The organism is Pseudoalteromonas sp. QJM3NY_12, from assembly GCF_056173165.1.
This window is the reverse complement of record NZ_CM149661.1, coordinates 3375074-3396537: the sequence shown is the minus strand read 5'-3', so window position 1 is coordinate 3396537 and position 21464 is coordinate 3375074. Positions and strand designations below refer to the sequence as shown.

Annotated in this window: 15 protein-coding genes and 3 rRNA genes; all 18 read left to right on the top strand. The window is 43.6% G+C overall.

Annotated elements, in window-relative coordinates:
* Window positions 1–399 precede the first annotated feature (399 nt).
* The 18 genes from mnmG (at window position 400) to rrf (ending at window position 20903) form a co-directional block, all read left to right on the top strand.
* Complete coding sequence (gene mnmG, locus AC0VZ5_RS15815) at window positions 400–2289, top strand: tRNA uridine-5-carboxymethylaminomethyl(34) synthesis enzyme MnmG (RefSeq protein WP_008112111.1); 1890 nt, start codon at window positions 400–402, stop codon at window positions 2287–2289.
* 15 nt (window positions 2290–2304) lie between these two features.
* Window positions 2305–2925 carry a 16S rRNA (guanine(527)-N(7))-methyltransferase RsmG gene (gene rsmG / locus AC0VZ5_RS15810; RefSeq protein WP_008112113.1) on the top strand — a complete coding sequence of 207 codons (621 nt, stop codon included), beginning with the start codon at window positions 2305–2307 and terminating at the stop codon, window positions 2923–2925.
* A gap of 14 nt (window positions 2926–2939) precedes the next feature.
* A complete protein-coding gene (locus AC0VZ5_RS15805) occupies window positions 2940–3725 on the top strand; it encodes a ParA family protein (protein WP_008112117.1) in 786 nt (261 codons plus the stop codon).
* A 20-nt stretch (window positions 3726–3745) separates the two neighbouring features.
* Window positions 3746–4672, top strand: a complete 927-nt coding sequence (locus AC0VZ5_RS15800) for a ParB/RepB/Spo0J family partition protein (RefSeq protein ID WP_138608900.1) — start codon at window positions 3746–3748, stop codon at window positions 4670–4672.
* A gap of 142 nt (window positions 4673–4814) precedes the next feature.
* Window positions 4815–5195 carry an ATP synthase subunit I gene (locus tag AC0VZ5_RS15795; RefSeq protein WP_008112121.1) on the top strand — a complete coding sequence of 127 codons (381 nt, stop codon included), beginning with the start codon at window positions 4815–4817 and terminating at the stop codon, window positions 5193–5195.
* 15 nt (window positions 5196–5210) lie between these two features.
* Window positions 5211–6068 carry a F0F1 ATP synthase subunit A gene (gene atpB, locus AC0VZ5_RS15790; RefSeq protein ID WP_138626155.1) on the top strand — a complete coding sequence of 286 codons (858 nt, stop codon included), beginning with the start codon at window positions 5211–5213 and terminating at the stop codon, window positions 6066–6068.
* Window positions 6069–6121: 53 nt separating this feature from the next.
* On the top strand, window positions 6122–6355 hold the full coding sequence (gene atpE, locus AC0VZ5_RS15785; RefSeq protein WP_004335261.1) for a F0F1 ATP synthase subunit C: 234 nt from the start codon (window positions 6122–6124) through the stop codon (window positions 6353–6355).
* A gap of 41 nt (window positions 6356–6396) precedes the next feature.
* On the top strand, window positions 6397–6867 hold the full coding sequence (atpF, locus tag AC0VZ5_RS15780; protein ID WP_008112130.1) for a F0F1 ATP synthase subunit B: 471 nt from the start codon (window positions 6397–6399) through the stop codon (window positions 6865–6867).
* Window positions 6868–6883: 16 nt separating this feature from the next.
* Entirely contained in the window at window positions 6884–7417 is a 534-nt protein-coding gene (atpH, locus tag AC0VZ5_RS15775) for a F0F1 ATP synthase subunit delta (protein ID WP_087533920.1), read from the top strand.
* 14 nt (window positions 7418–7431) lie between these two features.
* Entirely contained in the window at window positions 7432–8973 is a 1542-nt protein-coding gene (gene atpA / locus AC0VZ5_RS15770; RefSeq protein ID WP_464710669.1) for a F0F1 ATP synthase subunit alpha, read from the top strand.
* A gap of 59 nt (window positions 8974–9032) precedes the next feature.
* The gene (gene atpG / locus AC0VZ5_RS15765) at window positions 9033–9893 is read left to right on the top strand and encodes a F0F1 ATP synthase subunit gamma (RefSeq protein WP_008112136.1); all 861 of its coding nucleotides are present in this window, start codon (window positions 9033–9035) and stop codon (window positions 9891–9893) included.
* Between the two features lie 33 nt (window positions 9894–9926).
* Window positions 9927–11312, top strand: a complete 1386-nt coding sequence (gene atpD / locus AC0VZ5_RS15760; RefSeq protein WP_008112138.1) for a F0F1 ATP synthase subunit beta — start codon at window positions 9927–9929, stop codon at window positions 11310–11312.
* A gap of 13 nt (window positions 11313–11325) precedes the next feature.
* A complete protein-coding gene (locus AC0VZ5_RS15755; protein WP_008112140.1) occupies window positions 11326–11748 on the top strand; it encodes a F0F1 ATP synthase subunit epsilon in 423 nt (140 codons plus the stop codon).
* A 297-nt stretch (window positions 11749–12045) separates the two neighbouring features.
* Complete coding sequence (gene glmU / locus AC0VZ5_RS15750; protein ID WP_475473642.1) at window positions 12046–13404, top strand: bifunctional UDP-N-acetylglucosamine diphosphorylase/glucosamine-1-phosphate N-acetyltransferase GlmU; 1359 nt, start codon at window positions 12046–12048, stop codon at window positions 13402–13404.
* Window positions 13405–13547: 143 nt separating this feature from the next.
* Window positions 13548–15332, top strand: a complete 1785-nt coding sequence (locus AC0VZ5_RS15745; RefSeq protein WP_475473640.1) for a choice-of-anchor I family protein — start codon at window positions 13548–13550, stop codon at window positions 15330–15332.
* A 611-nt stretch (window positions 15333–15943) separates the two neighbouring features.
* Window positions 15944–17479, top strand: a 16S ribosomal RNA gene (locus AC0VZ5_RS15740).
* 287 nt (window positions 17480–17766) lie between these two features.
* A 23S ribosomal RNA gene (locus AC0VZ5_RS15735) occupies window positions 17767–20651 on the top strand.
* Window positions 20652–20788: 137 nt separating this feature from the next.
* A 5S ribosomal RNA gene (gene rrf, locus AC0VZ5_RS15730) occupies window positions 20789–20903 on the top strand.
* The 16S, 23S and 5S rRNA genes sit together here, the layout of an rRNA operon.
* Window positions 20904–21464: the final 561 nt, after the last annotated feature.

The following is a 21464-nucleotide window of genomic DNA, read 5'->3' as shown; positions in this document are numbered from 1 at the left end:
TTACCCACAATTTGCTAATAATTTAATAAGTTTTGTGGATAAACACTGATTAAACTGCTTTTTTAGCCATGCTTATCCATGGGATAAGATCGAGACTTGATCGGCCTGTGTATAACAGCCTGTTTTGATCAGAGCTTATTTGCCTGAAGATCCGATCATACTAACACCTTTAGATCCGATCTAATTATATGTTTTTAATCATGATCTAAAGCTTATCAACAGAAAACCCGATCAGTAGTAGTAATAGTATTAAAAGATCTCTTTAAAAGATCCTTTATATTATTAGAGATCACTTACTTAGATCTTGAGCACTGTTTAATCATTTATCTTCTGCTAATTTCTAGGTAGAATACGCTCCCTTTTGAAGTTTACTGGTTTGATTTAAGTAGGATCCCATTAATGATTTTTCACGAAAATTTTGACGTTATCGTAGTAGGTGGTGGACATGCAGGCACTGAAGCCGCATTGGCAGCTGCCCGTATGGGGATGAATACCCTGCTGCTGACTCACAATATGGATACCCTTGGTCAAATGTCTTGTAACCCAGCAATTGGTGGCATTGGCAAAGGCCATCTGGTTAAAGAAATTGATGCCCTAGGTGGCGCAATGGCGCAAGCTATTGACAAAGGCGGGATCCAATTCCGCACGCTTAATTCTTCTAAAGGCCCTGCTGTACGAGCGACGCGTGCACAAGCGGATCGTGCCTTGTACAAAGCGGCTATTCAAAACACACTTCAAAACCAAGAAAACTTAAAGATTTTTCAGCAATCATGTGATGATCTAATCGTTGAAAATGATCGTGTAACCGGTGTGGTGACACAAATGGGTTTACGTTTTAGTGCACCTAGTGTGGTACTAACCGTGGGTACATTCTTAGGCGGTCAAATTCATATCGGCCTTGAAAATTTCAAAGGTGGCCGAGCTGGCGATCCGCCTTCGATTGCCTTAGCTGATCGCTTACGTGAATTACCATTTAGAGTAGATCGCTTAAAAACCGGCACGCCACCGCGTATTGATGCCCGGACTGTTGATTTTAGTAAAATGCAAGAACAACCAGGTGATGCACCAACACCGGTATTCTCATTTATGGGTAAACAAAGCGACCACCCACAACAAATTCCGTGTTACATCACTTACACTAATGAAAAAACACATGATGTTATTCGCAAAAACTTACATCGCTCACCTATGTACTCAGGTGTTATCGAAGGAATAGGCCCACGTTACTGTCCGTCTATTGAAGATAAAATTGTACGTTTTGCGGATAAAGATAAACACCAGATATTTGTAGAGCCAGAAGGTTTAACGTCATACGAGTTATACCCTAACGGTATTTCAACTAGCTTACCGTTCGATGTACAGTTAGAAATTGTGCAATCGATCACCGGCTTTGAGAACGCACACATTTGTCGTCCTGGCTATGCTATTGAATATGACTTTTTTGATCCACGCGATTTAAAACAATCATTAGAAACAAAGTTTATTGATGGCTTATTTTTTGCTGGTCAAATTAATGGTACTACCGGTTACGAAGAAGCGGGTGCGCAAGGTCTTATCGCAGGTATGAATGCAGCATTACAAGTACAAGGTAAAGAGTCGTGGACACCACGTCGTGATGAAGCCTATGTTGGCGTACTGATTGACGACTTAGCAACACTGGGTACAAAAGAACCGTATCGTATGTTTACTAGCCGCGCTGAATACCGTTTGCTACTTCGTGAAGACAACGCTGATATTCGTTTAACTGAAAAAGGTCGTGAACTAGGTTTAGTTAACGATGAACGTTGGCAAGCATTCAACGAAAAAATGGAAGTGATCGCTAAAGAGAAACAGCGTATTAAAGATACCTGGATCCATAAAGATCATGCCATGGTTAATAAAGTAAACGAATTACTTAAAACGCCACTTGTGCGTGAAGCTAGCTTAGAAGAATTACTGCGTCGTCCAGAAGTGCGTTATAACGACTTGATGGCGATTGAAGGACTCGGATCTGAGTTCACTAATCAGGCCGCTCTAGAACAGGTTGAAATTCATACGAAGTACGCAGGCTACATTGCGCGTCAACAAGATGAGATCAATAAGCAGCTTCGTCATGAAGAAACAATTTTACCAAAAGAGTTTGATTATAAAACCGTCTCTGGTTTATCAAACGAAGTAGTTGCTAAGCTAATTGATGCTCGTCCAGACACTATCGGCCAAGCTTCGCGTATTTCTGGTATCACCCCAGCGGCGATTTCGCTATTATTAGTGTATCTGAAGAAGCAAGGCTTGTTACGCAAAACTGCGTAACGGTAAAGGTACATTGTGTTACAGCAACAATTAACAACTTTGTTAGCGCAAACTGATATTGCGCTAACACAAAAACAACAGCAACAACTTGTCCGCTATGTTGAATTACTCGATAAGTGGAATAAAGCCTATAACTTAACCTCGGTACGTTTGCCTCAAGAAATGATGGTTAAACATATAATGGATAGCTTAGTTGTTGCTCCTCACTTGACCGGTCATCATTATATTGATGTTGGCACAGGTCCTGGTTTACCAGGCATAGTGTTAGCTATTGCCTTACCTGAAACGCAGTTTGTATTATTAGATAGTTTAGGTAAACGTGTACGTTTTTTAATGCATGTTAAACATGAGCTTGGCCTTGATAATGTCACCCCGGTGCAGTCAAGAGTTGAAGAATATCAACCAAGTGTTAAATTAGATGGCGTACTAAGTCGTGCATTTGCATCGTTACAAGATATGATTGACTGGTGCTCGCACTTAATTGATCATTCAGGTAAGTTCATTGCACTTAAAGGGGTATTTCCAAGTGAGGAATTAGACTCACTCCCTACGGGTGTTAAGTTTGAGCAAAAAATTGCATTAGAAGTACCGGATTTAGATGCACAACGACATTTAATAATTCTTTCTAAAGACTAGGGATCAGAGACACTGTGGCAAAAGTCATCGCATTAGCAAATCAAAAAGGTGGAGTAGGTAAAACTACCACTGCCGTTAATCTCGCTGCATCTATGGCTGCAACGAAGCGTAAAGTGCTGTTAATAGATCTCGACCCGCAAGGCAATGCGACCATGGGCAGTGGCGTCGACAAATATGGTGACGTCCCTACTATCTATGACTTGCTCATAGAAGATAAGCCTATTGATGAAGTGATTATTAAAGAAACCTCAGGCGAATATCATATGATTGCTGCAAACGGTGATGTGACCGCTGCAGAAGTTAAGCTGATGGAATTATTTGCGCGAGAAGTACGTTTGCGTAACGCGCTTGAAAAAATACAAGATCAGTATGAGTTTATTTTTATAGACTGCCCGCCTTCTTTAAATATGTTAACCGTTAATGCCATGGCCGCTGCCGATTCTATTTTAGTACCTATGCAATGTGAATATTATGCATTGGAAGGATTAACAGCATTAATGGACACGATTACGCAACTTGCTAAGTTAGTTAACCCTAACTTACAGATTGAAGGCATACTTCGTACTATGTACGATCCGCGTAATCGACTAGCAAATGATGTATCAGAACAATTAAAACAACATTTTGGCGATAAAGTATACCGTACGGTGATCCCACGTAATGTTCGACTTGCAGAAGCCCCAAGTTTTGGTGCCCCAGCAATGTACTACGATCGAGCATCAAGTGGCGCGAAAGCTTATTTAGCTCTCGCTGGTGAAATGCTACGCAGAAAAGAAAAAACAACTCCCGTTGTCGCCTAACTTTGAGGTAAAAAAATAACATGTCTGCTAAAAAACGAGGTTTAGGCCGAGGACTCGATGCGCTTTTAAGTTCATCTAAACCTGCACCAAGCGATCGCAAGGAACAGGATACTGCTAACGTAACCAGCGCAGTTGAAAATGCAGCGCAGCCTAGCAACAGTGAATTACAAAAACTACCGATCGAGCTTTTACACTCAGGTAAATACCAACCTCGTAAAGACATGTCTGAAGAGGCACTCGAAGAACTCGCCAGTTCGATACGCTCACAAGGAATTATTCAACCTATCGTTGTACGCCCTGTTGCGCATAACAGCTATGAGATTATTGCCGGTGAACGTCGCTGGCGTGCTGCGCAAATAGCTAAGCTTGAGTTTGTACCCTGTATTATTAAAGATGTACCTGATGAAGCTGCCGTTGCTATTGCTCTGATTGAAAATATTCAGCGTGAAGACTTAAACGCTATGGAAGAAGCGATTGCACTTAATCGGTTGCTTAATGAGTTTGAGTTAACACATCAACAAGTGGCTGATGCAGTTGGTAAATCACGTACGACCGTGACTAACTTATTACGCTTAAATAATCTAAATAACGATGTAAAGATATTGTTAGAGCATGGTGACATTGAAATGGGTCACGCTCGTTGCTTATTAGCACTCGAAGGCGAAGTGCAATCAGATGCAGCCCGTTTAGCTGTTGCAAAGGCATTGACCGTTCGCGAAACTGAAAAACTAGTACGCTCTATTTTAGAGCCAGCTCCAGCAAAAGAAGTAATAGAAAAAGACCCAGATGTTAAACAGTTAGAGCAGCAGCTTGCTGATAACCTAGGGGCAAAGGTAGAAATAAATTACAACAAAAAAGGCAAAGGGAAGTTGGTTATTTCTTACACTAATCTTGACGAGTTAGACGGTATTTTAAACCGTATCAATCAAGACTATTCCCACCATTAATTTATTGGATGTCTAAAAAGGGACATTTACAGCGATTTTGTGTTACAAAGCACCTACTCAAGTTGCAAAACTGGCAGGATTAAGTATAATTTCGCCAGTTTTCATACCCTGACAATTAGAGCGTCATAAAGGTTAATTAAAAGTGACTAATAAGTTAGCAAGCCCGTATAGGCTTGCCGCATTAAAATTAATTTGCCTTCAGGGATTTGTAGCCCTTTTAGCTGCACTAATAATTTTTATAGGTTGGGAAACCAATGCCGCACTTTCAGCTCTAGCTGGTGGCGCAGTCGCAGTACTTCCTAACTTTGTATTTGCGCTTTATGCATTCAGATATATGGGTGCAAGTCGAGCAAATCAAGCGTATGCCTCGTTGAAACGCGGCAACGGATTAAAATTTATGCTAACAATCGTTTTGTTTGCACTAATGCTAAAGCTTTATCCGGTAGTACTGCTACCTTTCTTTTGTGCTTATGTGTTGGTGTTGTTTACAGGATTGTTTACACCCGTTTTTTTTAAACATTAACTTTTGGGATATAACATGGCTGCAGAAGAAGTTACTCTATCTAGCCATATTCAGCACCACTTAACCAATGCTAAGATGTGCTCGACCGACGCTGGTCTTGCCTTCAATAAAGCATGTACGGATAGTGGCTTCTGGACATGGCATATAGATACCCTCGCATGGTCTATCGGACTAGGTCTAATATTTTTATGGATCTTCCGTAGTGCCGCAAAAAAATCAACTCTGGGTGTACCTGGAAAACTTCAATGTTTCATTGAAATGGTTGTTGAGTTCGTTGGCGACAACGTACGCGATACCTTCCACGGTAAAAGTAAGCTAATTGCACCATTAGCATTAACAATATTCGTTTGGATATTCTTAATGAACTTAATGGATTTAATCCCAGTTGACTTCCTACCTGCATTTGCTGGCTTTGTTGGCGAAACTGCATTCGGTATGGATTCACACGACGTATACATGAAAATTGTACCAACTACAGATATCAACATGACAGCTGCACTTGCGCTGGGCGTGTTCATTCTAATGATTGGTTACTCAATTAAAATCAAAGGTATCGGCGGTTTTATTAAAGAACTAACACTTCACCCGTTTAGTTCAAACAATACAGCTATGCAGATTCTTTTAATCCCATTCAACCTATTACTAGAACTTATCGCATTGGTTTCTAAGCCGTTTTCACTGGCACTGCGTTTGTTCGGTAACTTATATGCAGGTGAATTAATCTTCATCCTTATAGGTGCTATAGGTTTAATGCAACTACCGTTGCACTTTGTGTGGGCTGTATTCCATATCTTGGTAATTGTATTGCAAGCATTCGTATTCATGATGCTAACAATCGTATACCTAAGCATGGCAAGTTCGGATAATCACTAATTTATAACTTTTAATTTTTACTTTTAATTACAATTGAAACTTTGGAGAAAAAAATGGAACTAGTATTAGGTCTTAAGTACATCGCAGTAGCTTTACTTATCGGCTTCGGTGCAATCGGCACGGCAATCGGTTTTGGTAACATGGGCGGTAAATTCCTTGAAGCATGTGCGCGTCAACCTGAGCTTGCACCATCGCTACAAGTTAAAATGTTTATCCTTGCTGGTCTAATCGATGCTGTAGCAATGATTGGTGTTGGTATCGCGATGGTATTGTTGTTCGTACTTTAATTTTATTTTTTGAACAGCTTACTATTTAAGGAGGAGCGGTTGTGAACTTAAACGCCACTCTTATCGGTGAATTAATTGCGTTTACGGTGTTCGTATTATTTTGTATGAAATACGTATGGCCACCACTAAACGGTGCAATTGAAGCTCGCCAGAAGAAAATCGAAGATGGTTTAGCTGCCTCTGATAGAGCCGAGAAAGACTTAGAACTAGCGCAACAGAAAGCTGCAGAACAGCTTAAAGATGCAAAGGCTCAAGCGGCTGATATCATTGATCAAGCTAAAAAGCGTGCCGTGCTAATTGTTGACGAAGAAACTGTTCGTGGTCAGCAAGAGCGTGAAAAAATTATTGCTCAAGGGCACTCTGAAATTGAATCAGAGCGTAACCGTGTGACAGAAGAGCTACGTAAGCAAGTAGCAACTCTGGCAGTGGTTGGCGCTGAAAGAATTTTAGAGCGCGAAATCAATCAAGCCGCACATAGTGACATCGTTGAAAAACTTGTCGCTGAGCTGTAATTAGGAGGGTATGAGCATGTCTGAATTGACTACTATCGCTCGCCCATACGCTAAAGCGGCTTTTGAACTTGCCGTTGAAAAAGGCGCTATTGATAGCTGGAATGACATGTTGTTCTTTGCTGGCCACGTTGCCAGCAATGAACAGGCATCTACCATTTTAGCTGGATTGCCTACTGCTACTGCACAAGCTGAGTTATTTATTAACTTATGTGGTGAGCAGCTCAACGAACAAGGTCAGAACCTAGTTAAGGTGATGGCTGAAAATGGACGTTTGATTGCACTACCTGAAGTTGCTCATTTATTTTCTGCTTTAAAAGCGGACTATGAAAAAGAAATCGATATTGATGTGATTTCGGCAACACCTCTTGCTGCAGCCCAGCAAGAATCATTGGTAGCGGCACTTGAAAAACGTTTCGCACGCAAAGTTAAGCTGAATTGTAGTGAAGACGCTACAGTAGTTGGCGGCCTTATTATTAAGGCAGGCGACACTGTAATTGACGGCTCTTTACGCGGTAAATTAAATCGCTTAGCCACAACACTACAATCGTAATTGGGAAAAAGAGCATGCAACTTAATTCCACTGAAATTTCAGATCTGATCAAACAACGTATTGAGAAGTTCGAAGTTGTAAGTGAAGCTCGTAACGAAGGTACAATTGTATCTGTTACTGACGGTATCATTCGCATCCACGGTCTAGCTGACTGTATGCAAGGTGAGATGATTGAGCTTCCTGGCAACCGTTATGCTATCGCACTAAACCTTGAGCGCGACTCAATTGGTGCAGTAGTAATGGGTCCTTACGCTGACCTTACAGAAGGCGTAAAAGTATACACAACTGGTCGTATCTTAGAAGTTCCTGTTGGTACGGGTCTACTTGGTCGTGTTGTAAACACACTAGGTGCTCCTATCGATGGTAAAGGCGCTTTAGATAACGACGGGTTTGAACCTGTAGAAAAAATTGCACCAGGTGTAATCGAGCGTCAATCAGTAGATGAGCCAGTACAAACTGGTTACAAATCTATCGATGCGATGATCCCAGTTGGTCGTGGTCAGCGTGAGCTTGTTATCGGTGACCGCCAAACAGGTAAAACTGCACTAGCAATCGATGCAATCATCAACCAAAAAGACACAGGCGTTAAGTGTGTGTACGTAGCGGTTGGTCAAAAAGCATCTACTATTGCTAACGTAGTACGTAAATTAGAAGAGCACGGTGCACTTGCAAATACTATCGTAGTTGTAGCATCTGCTTCTGAATCTGCGGCACTTCAGTACTTAGCACCGTTCTCGGGCTGTACTATGGGTGAATACTTCCGTGACCGTGGTGAAAACGCATTAATCGTATATGATGATTTATCTAAGCAAGCTGTTGCTTACCGTCAAATCTCATTGCTACTTAAGCGTCCACCAGGCCGTGAAGCATACCCAGGTGACGTATTCTACCTTCACTCGCGTCTTTTAGAGCGTGCATCACGTGTAAACACTGATTACGTAGAAAAGTTCACTAATGGTGAAGTGAAAGGTAAAACAGGTTCATTGACGGCATTGCCTATCATTGAAACTCAAGGCGGCGACGTTTCTGCGTTCGTACCGACAAACGTTATCTCTATCACCGATGGTCAGATCTTCTTAGAAACTGACTTATTCAACTCAGGTATCCGTCCGGCAGTAAATGCTGGTATCTCGGTATCGCGTGTTGGTGGTGCTGCACAAACTAAAATCGTTAAGAAACTAGGTGGCGGTATCCGTCTAGCCCTAGCTCAGTACCGTGAATTAGCTGCGTTCTCGCAGTTCGCGTCTGACCTTGATGATGCTACTCGTGCTCAACTTGAGCATGGTGAGCGTGTAACAGAGCTAATGAAGCAGAAACAGTACGCGCCAATGTCTGTTGCTGAAATGTCTTTGTCGTTATTCGCAGCTGAGAAAGGTTACTTGCAAGACATCGAAATCTCTAAAATCATGGATTTCGAAGCGGCATTACTTTCTTTCGCAAATAGCACATACGCAGAGCTTATGGCTCAAATCAATGAAACTGGTAACTACAACGCCGAGATCGAAGCGCAGCTTAAAGAACTTCTAGAGAAGTGCAAGTCTACGCAAACTTGGTAATTTAGTTATTAATGGTGTGCTTTATATCCTAAAGCACACCTTGATTCGGAGAGAGAGTCATGGCCAGCGGAAAAGAGATTAAAAGCAAGATCGGCAGTATTAAAAATACTCAAAAGATCACTAGCGCAATGGAAATGGTTGCTGCGTCTAAAATGAAAAAGGCGCAAGAACGAGTGGCTTCAAGCCGTCCATACGCTGAAAAATTACGTAAAGTGATTGGTCGTGTTGCTCAAGCAAATCTTGATTTTACTCACCCGTTCTTAGAAGAGCGTGAAGTAAAACGAGTTGGTTATATTGTTATCTCTACTGACCGTGGTCTATGTGGCGGCTTAAACTCAAATGAGTTTAAAAAAGTTGCATTAGACATTAAAGCGTGGAAAGAGAAAGGCGTAGATGCTGATTTTGCTACTTTAGGTAGTAAAGCAGCTGGCTTCTTTCAACGTTTTGGTGGTCAAGTGCTTGCTAAAAAAGCAGGTCTTGGAGATAAGCCTTCAGTACAGGACGTAATTGGTCCGGTAAAAATAATGCTAGATGCATTCTCTGAAGGTAAAATTGACCGTTTATTCCTGGTATATAACAACTTTGTTAATACCATGAAGCAAGAGCCAATAGTAGATCAGTTACTCCCTTTGCCAAAAGCTGAAGAAGAAGTATCTACACATGCGTGGGATTACTTATATGAACCAAACCCAGAGGCTATTTTAGAGTCTTTGCTAGTACGTTTCATTGAGTCTCAGGTATACCAAGGTGTAGTTGAAAACGCTGCCTCTGAACAGGCTGCCCGCATGGTTGCAATGAAAGCTGCAACTGATAATGCCGGTGACCTTATGGATGAGTTACAGCTTGTATATAACAAAGCTCGCCAAGCAGCAATCACACAAGAAATTAGTGAGATTTGTTCTGGTTCAGCAGCAGTTTAATGCTTCAGGCAAAGATTAACGAGAGGAATAGACATGAGTTTAGGTAAGGTCGTCCAAATTATCGGCGCCGTTGTGGATATCGAATTTCCACAAGACAGCGTGCCAGCCGTATATGACGCGCTAAAAGTAACAGATGGCGATTTAGCTGGTTTGACTTTAGAAGTTCAACAGCAGCTAGGTGGCGGTGTGGTACGTACTATCGCACTAGGTACTACAGACGGTTTACGTCGTGGTGCTTCAGTAGAAAACACAGGCGAAGCAATTCAAGTTCCAGTTGGTACTAAGACCCTAGGTCGTATCATGAACGTACTTGGTGAGCCAATTGATGAAGCAGGTCCAATCGGTGAAGACGAGCGTATGTCTATCCACCGTGCAGCACCTACTTACGAAGAGCAATCAAGCTCAGTTGAACTTTTAGAAACGGGTATCAAGGTAATCGACCTTGTATGTCCATTCGCTAAAGGTGGTAAAGTTGGTTTATTCGGTGGTGCCGGTGTTGGTAAAACCGTAAACATGATGGAACTTATCCGTAACATCGCAATCGAGCACAGCGGCTACTCAGTATTCGCAGGTGTTGGTGAGCGTACTCGTGAGGGTAACGATTTCTACCATGAGATGAACGATTCAAACGTACTTGATAAAGTATCGCTTGTATACGGTCAGATGAACGAGCCTCCAGGTAACCGTTTACGCGTAGCGTTAACAGGTCTTACTATGGCTGAGAAGTTCCGTGACGAAGGTCGCGACGTACTTTTCTTCGTAGATAACATCTACCGTTACACACTTGCGGGTACAGAAGTATCAGCACTTCTTGGTCGTATGCCATCAGCGGTAGGTTACCAGCCTACACTTGCTGAAGAAATGGGTGTACTTCAAGAGCGTATCGCATCTACTAAGACTGGTTCAATTACTTCAATCCAAGCGGTATACGTACCTGCGGATGATTTAACGGATCCATCTCCAGCAACAACGTTTGCTCACTTAGATGCAACAGTGGTACTTTCACGTGATATCGCATCACTAGGTATCTACCCAGCGGTAGACCCTCTTGATTCATCTTCACGTCAGCTTGATCCACAAGTAATCGGTGAAGAGCATTACGGTATAGCGCGCGGCGTTCAAACAGTTCTTCAGCGTTACAAAGAACTTAAAGACATCATCGCGATTCTAGGTATGGACGAGCTTTCTGACGAAGATAAGCAACTTGTATCTCGTGCACGTAAAATCCAGCGTTTCCTATCTCAGCCATTCTTCGTGGCAGAGGTATTTACAGGTGCGCCAGGTAAATACGTATCACTTAAAGACACAATTGCAGGCTTCAAAGGTATCTTAAACGGTGAGTTTGATGATATGCCAGAGCAAGCGTTCTACATGGTTGGCTCTATTGAAGAAGCTCAAGAAAAAGCCAAAAGCATGTAATTAGGAGGGTAGTATGGCAGCTATGACTGTACATCTTGATGTAGTAAGTGCTGAAGAGAAATTATTTTCTGGTTTAGTAGAATCTATTCAAGTATCTGGTAGTGAAGGTGAGTTAGGTGTTAATGCCGGTCACGCCCCACTACTAACTGCCCTTAAACCTGGTATGGTACGTTTAGTTAAGCAATTTGGTGAAGAAGAACTCATCTATATTGCTGGCGGTACACTAGAAGTTCAACCGAACATAGTGACCGTACTTGCTGATACAGCTGTTCGTGGTGAAGACCTGGACGAGAAAGCTGCAGAGCAAGCTAAACGTGACGCTGAAGCCCAAATGGCAAAAGGTGCATCTGCTGAGCTTGATTACAATCAAGCCGCAATGCAACTAGCTGAAGCAATTGCTCAGCTACGCGTTATTCAGCAATTACGTAAAAAGTAAGCCTATCTGGTTTTTAAAAGCCCACTTTATGTGGGCTTTTTTGTGCCTGATGATAAATCCTGTCGCTATTTGTAAATAAATTAATCGTTATGGCTAATATCTCTTCATTATTACTTATATCTGCGCAAGATCCTCGCTACAATAACCCTATTCTATTAGGTGTTACTTTGCTTAAGTTAAGATTCAGTAGCCATTGCTTAGCCTACTGAGTATTTGCACATGATGTGACTTACGTAATCTACTTTGCAGCACACTTATTCTATTAAGCTAAAACAACGGAAAAAGGAAATTGTTTTAATGGCTCTAACAACGGTTATTCTTGCAGCGGGTAAAGGTACCCGTATGCGTTCTGCTCTTCCTAAGGTACTGCATAAAGTGGCAGGTAAACCTATGGTGCAACATGTTATCGATAATGCCAACGCGCTAGGAGCAAACTCTACTAACTTAGTTTATGGTCACGGCGGCGAACTATTACAACAACAATTAGCCGATAATAACGTAAACTGGGTGCTGCAAGCTGAACAGCTAGGTACAGGCCATGCAGTGGCACAAGCTAACCCACATATAAATGACGACGACACTGTACTGGTTTTATACGGTGACGTACCTTTAACTAAGCAATCTACACTTGAACGTTTATTAGCAGCGACACCTAAAAATGGCTTAGCAGTGTTAACCGTTAATCTAGCAAACCCAAATGGTTACGGGCGTATGCTACGTGTTGATGGCAAGTTAGTGGGTATTGTTGAACAAAAAGATGCCAATGCAGAGCAGTTACTTATTAACGAAGTAAACACCGGTATTATGGCGGTTAATGGCAAGCTTTTAAAAACATGGTTAGGTAATTTATCTAACAATAATGCTCAAGGCGAATACTACCTAACAGATATAGTCGCTATGGCGCACAGTGAAGGTGTAGAAATTACATCAGCACAGCCAGATCACCCAATGGAAGTTGAAGGTGCAAATAACCGCGTACAACTTGCAGGATTAGAGCGTGCTTACCAAGCATGGCAAGCAGAAGAACTCATGCTAAATGGTGCAACTCTTGCCGACCCTGCACGTATTGACGTACGTGGCGACGTTAAAACAGGTGAAGATGTCCTCATCGATATCAACGTTATTTTTGAAGGCAATGTAACGCTTGGTAATAACGTACAAATTGGCCCTAACTGCGTACTTAAAAACTGTAGCATTGGCGATAATGTTATTATTAAAGCCAATACACTAATTGAAGATGCATCAGTTGCGGCTCAATGTACACTCGGTCCATACGCCCGCCTTCGCCCTGGTGCAGTAATGGAAGAAGACTCGCACATTGGCAATTTTGTCGAAATGAAAAAAACCCGTTTAGGCAAAGGTTCTAAAGCAAACCACTTAAGTTACTTAGGTGATGCTGAAATTGGCGAGAAAGTGAATATTGGCGCAGGCACAATTACCTGTAACTACGATGGGGTTAATAAAGCAAAAACCATTATTGGCAATAATGCCTTTATAGGGTCTAACTCGTCACTGGTTGCTCCTGTAAACATTGGTGCTACAGCAACTGTGGGTGCAGGCTCTGTTATTACCAGTGCCGTAGCGGATGATCAGCTAGCCGTAGCACGTGGCAAGCAACGTAATTTAGATGGTTGGAAACGCCCAGTTAAAAAATAGTAATGACCATTACTTATTAAATATTTAAAGCGAGTTTCATAACTCGCTTTTTTATTGTCTAAATATTCTATAAATAAAAATGCCATGCTGTTGTCATCCCTGTGTGTTGATATTTAACTAATACAACACTAAGGAAAACAATAATGTTAAACAAATCAATAATAGCCCTTTCTTTGCTATCACTATTAACTGGTTGCTCACTAGATGGTGATGACGGCCAAGATGGCGCACAGGGTGTACAAGGTACAGCGGGTAATAATGGCGAAAACGGCACTAATGCAAATTCAGCTTTAAATATCAATCTTATTGGCCGCGCAGTACTCAATGCACAAAGCCCGGAAGGGGCAGCTGAAATAGTCGCCTACCAAGCCTCTAAAAAATGGATTTATGCCATTAATAGCTCTGGTGATGAAGCTGTTGTGAATATCATTCCTGCCGATACGTTCGACACTGCAGCATTAGTAAAAGATAACGAAGGTATTGTAACTGCGACCAACTTAGCCTCTGCCATTACGCTCTCACTAAATGAAAATACGCCTGGCGATGCAAACAGCATAGCTATCGATGCGAATAACCAATTATTAGCGGTAGCAATGGCTGCTACAAGCGTGGGTGAAGCTGGCCAAATAGCGTTTTACAATATTAGCGGAGATACACCCGTATTTATTAAAAATGTAACAGTAGGTGCCCTACCCGACATGGTGGCATTTAGTCATGATGGTGCAAAAGTAGTGGTTGCTAATGAAGGTGAACCTAATGGCGACTACTGTATCGATCCCGAAGGCACTATTAGCATTATCGATATCACTAACGGCACTATTGCCGATAACGCTTTGAGCATAAACTTTCAAGATTACAATAATAAGCAAGCTGAATTAGAAGCGCAGGGTTTAGTGTTTGCCAATCCTACTGGACGTACTATTAATGGTAATTTAATAAATACCACCGTCGCTATGGATTTAGAGCCAGAGTATGTGAGTATTTCCAAGGATAATAAATACGCCTATGTCTCTATTCAAGAAAATAACGGCCTAGCTATCATCAACCTTGAAGATAATTCCCTTGAGCTAAAAGGGCTCGGTTTTAAAGATTGGTCAAACTTACAATTTGACGCTTCAGACAAAGACGGCGGTGTTAACTTTAAATCATACCCTGGTTTATATGGCATGTATCAGCCAGATACAATTGCAAGTTTTAGTTGGAAAGGAGCCAACTTTATTGTATCTGCCAATGAGGGTGATGCACGCGAATACTTTTTTGATGCCAGCGATGAAGCTGATTGTATAGCCAAGGGCGGCCTTGATTATGACGCTAAAGATGGGTGTTTGGCATATATAGATGAAAGCCGCGTAGAAGATCTAGCTCTCGCAGCTAACTTCGATTACTTAAATAACGATGATAACGACATTGGCCGTTTGAAAGTTACAACAGTAAAAGGTGATAAAAATAACGATGGCCAATACGAATCTCTTTATGCCTATGGCGCACGCTCATTTACCATTTGGGATAGCAATGGGCTGGTGGTGTTTGACTCAGGTGATCAAATTGCACGAGTAACCGCTTCTGTTCATGGTAACGCGTTTAATAACAACGAAGATGAAAACAAAGGCGATACACGCTCAGATGATAAAGGGGCAGAACCCGAAGCGCTAACATTAGGTAAAGTTGGCGATAGGTTGTTTGCTTTTGTTGGCTTAGAGCGTATGGGCACAATAATGGTGTTTGATATAACCAACCCTTACGATGTGAAATTTCAAGACTACTTCTATAATCGTGGTTTAGAACCAAGTGCAGATATAAGTGGCGACCTTGCTCCTGAAGGAATGACGTTTGTTCCTGCAGCGCAAAGTGCAACAAACGAAGCACTGCTTATAGTAGGTAATGAAATCTCAGGCTCAATTGCCGTATGGGAAATAGCAACTCAGTAATTAATAAAGTGTTATGTAAAAGCGATTAGCAGTTATCTATAAATCGCTTTTACTTCCTCCCCCTCTTGCGATCATGCCTTGTGTGAATGAATTTTAATCAAAAACAGCTCTGCAGCCCTTTTTTTGTATGGTTACTGTACTAAATTGAAATTAATTTAATAAAACTGAAATAAAGCATTGACCCTCTCCAGAATATCCCTATAATGCGCATCCACTGACCCGGCAGGCAGCAATGAAAAGCGCTAAACAAACGGTAAGTGAGTCGAGTAAAACTTAGCTTTCAAATCTTTTAAAAGAAACTGAAAATTAAGTGTTGACAAAAAAATAGGAAAGCGTAATATGCGCAGCCCTAGCGAGATAAAGTTTAACGCTTTAATCGCAACGTTCTTTAACAATATAAAGCAATCATCTGTGTGGGCACTCGTACAGATTGAGTTCTAACAGCCAAGCTTGGTTTACTAAGTGAGGCAAACAAATTTAGAGTCTCAATTGAAACTGAGTGACCAACAGCAATAACTACTTAGGTAGGAATTGCAGCACAGTCAATTCAATATCGAAAGATATTAAATAAATTCAGAATTCATTGAGCTGTCGAAAGACAAAAAACTTTTTAATTGAAGAGTTTGATCATGGCTCAGATTGAACGCTGGCGGCAGGCCTAACACATGCAAGTCGAGCGGTAACAGAAAGTAGCTTGCTACTTTGCTGACGAGCGGCGGACGGGTGAGTAATGCTTGGGAACATGCCTTGAGGTGGGGGACAACAGTTGGAAACGACTGCTAATACCGCATAATGTCTACGGACCAAAGGGGGCTTCGGCTCTCGCCTTTAGATTGGCCCAAGTGGGATTAGCTAGTTGGTGAGGTAATGGCTCACCAAGGCGACGATCCCTAGCTGGTTTGAGAGGATGATCAGCCACACTGGGACTGAGACACGGCCCAGACTCCTACGGGAGGCAGCAGTGGGGAATATTGCACAATGGGCGCAAGCCTGATGCAGCCATGCCGCGTGTGTGAAGAAGGCCTTCGGGTTGTAAAGCACTTTCAGTCAGGAGGAAAGGTTAGTAGTTAATACCTGCTAGCTGTGACGTTACTGACAGAAGAAGCACCGGCTAACTCCGTGCCAGCAGCCGCGGTAATACGGAGGGTGCGAGCGTTAATCGGAATTACTGGGCGTAAAGCGTACGCAGGCGGTTTGTTAAGCGAGATGTGAAAGCCCCGGGCTCAACCTGGGAACTGCATTTCGAACTGGCAAACTAGAGTGTGATAGAGGGTGGTAGAATTTCAGGTGTAGCGGTGAAATGCGTAGAGATCTGAAGGAATACCGATGGCGAAGGCAGCCACCTGGGTCAACACTGACGCTCATGTACGAAAGCGTGGGGAGCAAACAGGATTAGATACCCTGGTAGTCCACGCCGTAAACGATGTCTACTAGAAGCTCGGAACCTCGGTTCTGTTTTTCAAAGCTAACGCATTAAGTAGACCGCCTGGGGAGTACGGCCGCAAGGTTAAAACTCAAATGAATTGACGGGGGCCCGCACAAGCGGTGGAGCATGTGGTTTAATTCGATGCAACGCGAAGAACCTTACCTACACTTGACATACAGAGAACTTACCAGAGATGGTTTGGTGCCTTCGGGAACTCTGATACAGGTGCTGCATGGCTGTCGTCAGCTCGTGTTGTGAGATGTTGGGTTAAGTCCCGCAACGAGCGCAACCCCTATCCTTAGTTGCTAGCAGGTAATGCTGAGAACTCTAAGGAGACTGCCGGTGATAAACCGGAGGAAGGTGGGGACGACGTCAAGTCATCATGGCCCTTACGTGTAGGGCTACACACGTGCTACAATGGCGCATACAGAGTGCTGCGAACCTGCGAAGGTAAGCGAATCACTTAAAGTGCGTCGTAGTCCGGATTGGAGTCTGCAACTCGACTCCATGAAGTCGGAATCGCTAGTAATCGCGTATCAGAATGACGCGGTGAATACGTTCCCGGGCCTTGTACACACCGCCCGTCACACCATGGGAGTGGGTTGCTCCAGAAGTAGATAGTCTAACCCTCGGGAGGACGTTTACCACGGAGTGATTCATGACTGGGGTGAAGTCGTAACAAGGTAGCCCTAGGGGAACCTGGGGCTGGATCACCTCCTTATACGATTTAGAACTTATTTGTTCGTAGTGTCCACACAGATGATTGTTAGTTAGTTTTACCCTTTGGGTTAACTAATTAATATGCTCTTTAAAAATTTGGAAAAGCTGATAATAAAATTCGTATGAATACATTGTATTTGTACAGAGTTTTCAAAAGTAAAAAAGAATGATAGCAGTATCATTCAGTGCCAATTTAATCCTCGGATTAATTGGTATCTACTTTAGTATTCAATATTAACTTCTGGCGAAGTTAAACTGTCACGAAACAAAGACCCGTTTGGGTTGTATGGTTAAGTGACTAAGCGTACACGGTGGATGCCTTGGCAGTTGGAGGCGATGAAGGACGTATTAACTTGCGATAAGCCTAGTCAAGCTAGTAAAAAGCACTTGAGACTAGGATTTCCGAATGGGGAAACCCACCTGCTTGCAGGTATCGTTAACTGAATACATAGGTTAACGAGGCGAACGCGGAGAACTGAAACATCTAAGTACCCGTAGGAAAAGAAATCAACCGAGATTCCGATAGTAGCGGCGAGCGAAATCGGAACAGCCCTTAAGCTTATTATGTGTTAATGGAAGGCTCTGGAAAGTGCCACGATACAGGGTGATAGTCCCGTACATGAAAACGAATTTTAAGTGAAATCGAGTAGGTCGGAGCACGTGAAACTTTGACTGAATATAGGTGGACCATCATCTAAGGCTAAATACTCCCAACTGACCGATAGTGAACCAGTACCGTGAGGGAAAGGCGAAAAGAACCCCTGTGAGGGGAGTGAAATAGAACCTGAAACCGTGTACGTACAAGCAGTAGGAGCCCCTCGAGGGTGACTGCGTACCTTTTGTATAATGGGTCAGCGACTTATATTTTGTAGCGAGGTTAACCGATTAGGGTAGCCGTAGGGAAACCGAGTCTTAACTGGGCGAATAGTTGCAAGGTATAGACCCGAAACCCGGTGATCTAGCCATGGGCAGGTTGAAGATTGAGTAACATCAATTGGAGGACCGAACCCACTAACGTTGAAAAGTTAGGGGATGACCTGTGGTTAGGAGTGAAAGGCTAATCAAACCGGGAGATAGCTGGTTCTCCCCGAAATCTATTTAGGTAGAGCCTCGGACGAATACTTACGGGGGTAGAGCACTGTTAAGGCTAGGGGGTCATCCCGACTTACCAACCCTTTGCAAACTCCGAATACCGTAAAGTAATATCCGGGAGACACACGGCGGGTGCTAACGTCCGTCGTGAAGAGGGAAACAACCCAGACCGCCAGCTAAGGTCCCAAAGTCATAGTTAAGTGGGAAACGATGTGGAAAGGCCCAGACAGCCAGGAGGTTGGCTTAGAAGCAGCCATCCTTTAAAGAAAGCGTAATAGCTCACTGGTCGAGTCGGTCTGCGCGGAAGATGTAACGGGGCTAAACTATGCACCGAAGCTGCGGATTCAGAATTTATTCTGAGTGGTAGGGGAGCGTTCTGTAAGCGGTTGAAGGTGTACCGGGAGGTATGCTGGACGTATCAGAAGTGCGAATGCTGACATGAGTAACGATAATGCGGGTGAAAAACCCGCACGCCGGAAGACCAAGGGTTCCTATCCCATGTTAATCAGGGTAGGGTAAGTCGACCCCTAAGGCGAGGCCGAAAGGCGTAGTCGATGGGAAACGGATTAATATTTCCGTACTTGGTATAATTGCGATGGGGGGACGGAGCAGGCTAAGCAAGCATGGCGATGGTAGTCCATGTGAAAGTGTGTAGGCTAGCGACTTAGGTAAATCCGGGTTGCTGTTAGGCTGAGACACGAGACGAGTCACCACGGTGATGAAGTTGCTGATGCCATACTTCCAGGAAAAGCCTCTAAGCTTCAGATTATACCGAATCGTACCCCAAACCGACACAGGTGGTCAGGTAGAGAATACTAAGGCGCTTGAGAGAACTCGGGTGAAGGAACTAGGCAAAATCGTACCGTAACTTCGGGAGAAGGTACGCTCCGATTGGTGATGAGACTTGCTCTCTAAGCTGATTGGAGCCGCAGTGACCAGGTGGCTGGGACTGTTTATTAAAAACACAGCACTGTGCAAAATCGCAAGATGACGTATACGGTGTGACACCTGCCCGGTGCCGGAAGGTTAATTGATGGGGTTATCTTCGGAGAAGCTCTTGATCGAAGCCCCGGTAAACGGCGGCCGTAACTATAACGGTCCTAAGGTAGCGAAATTCCTTGTCGGGTAAGTTCCGACCTGCACGAATGGTGTAACCATGGCCACGCTGTCTCCACCCGAGACTCAGTGAAATTGAAATCGCAGTGAAGATGCTGTGTACCCGCGGCTAGACGGAAAGACCCCGTGAACCTTTACTACAGCTTGGCACTGAACATTGAACCTACATGTGTAGGATAGGTGGGAGACTTTGAAGCAGAGACGCTAGTTTTTGTGGAGTCGTCCTTGAAATACCACCCTTGTAGTTTTGATGTTCTAACGTTGGCCCCTGAATCGGGGTTACGGACAGTGCCTGGTGGGTAGTTTGACTGGGGCGGTCTCCTCCCAAAGAGTAACGGAGGAGCACGAAGGTTGGCTAAGTACGGTCGGACATCGTACGGTTAGTGTAATGGTAGAAGCCAGCTTAACTGCGAGACAGACACGTCGAGCAGGTACGAAAGTAGGTCATAGTGATCCGGTGGTTCTGAATGGAAGGGCCATCGCTCAACGGATAAAAGGTACTCCGGGGATAACAGGCTGATACCGCCCAAGAGTTCATATCGACGGCGGTGTTTGGCACCTCGATGTCGGCTCATCACATCCTGGGGCTGAAGTCGGTCCCAAGGGTATGGCTGTTCGCCATTTAAAGTGGTACGCGAGCTGGGTTTAGAACGTCGTGAGACAGTTCGGTCCCTATCTGCCGTGGGCGTTTGAGAATTGAGAGGGGTTGCTCCTAGTACGAGAGGACCGGAGTGAACGAACCGCTGGTGTTCGGGTTGTCATGCCAATGGCATTGCCCGGTAGCTACGTTCGGAACTGATAAGCGCTGAAAGCATCTAAGCGCGAAGCAGGCCTCGAGATGAGTTCTCACTAGACTTTTAAAGTCTCTGAAGGGCCGTTGAAGACTACAACGTTGATAGGCAAGATGTGGAAGTGGTGTGAGCCATTAAGCTAACTTGTACTAATTACCCGTGAGGCTTAACCATACAACGCCAAACGCGTTTTATGTGATAGTGAAACAAGCGAAGAAGTTAATAGACTAAAGTAGATTACTGAAAACTTTTATTATCAGAAATTCCAAATTTTAGTTAGTGCGTAGCGATACGGACTGACACCAAATTTGCTTGGTGACAATAGCGTTTTGGACCCACCTGACCCCATGCCGAACTCAGTAGTGAAACGAAACAGCGCCGATGATAGTGTAGCATTTGTTATGTGAAAGTAGGTCATTACCAGGCTCCAAATAAGAGAAACCCGTTACAGCAATGTAGCGGGTTTTTTGCTGTTTGGGATTTAATAAAAATAGCCAAGACCCTATGCCGAACTCAGTAGTGGCCGCTCTCGTACATCCTGTACTCCAAAGGCATTCGTATTCCTATACATCAAACAAAACAGCTCGAAGGCGAGCCCCGGACAAGGCCGCCCCGACACAATGATAGTATCCCATTTGCTATGTAAAAGTAGGTCATTCTACTGCGTAGCGCACCGACTCCAAATAAGAGAAAGCCCGATTTGAAAGAGTCGGGCTTTTTTACGTCTGCAGGAAAGTGAAAGTATCAGCCGTCAGCTATCAGCTGCACAGCGTAAATCTGACCACCGTAGCGTGGGTTGAGTATCTAGAACCCCGCGGGCAAAATAACGCAACGTTAACCTCAGAGCCAACGCATCCCATTAAAAACATAAATGTACCTTGCTATGTGGCTCTCTAGCGCTGTAGGCACTACGATATTCTACTGCGTGGTCACTACGAAGGAACGCGCCGACGGCAAATATGTGCAAGATCGAATCTAAATTTAGGT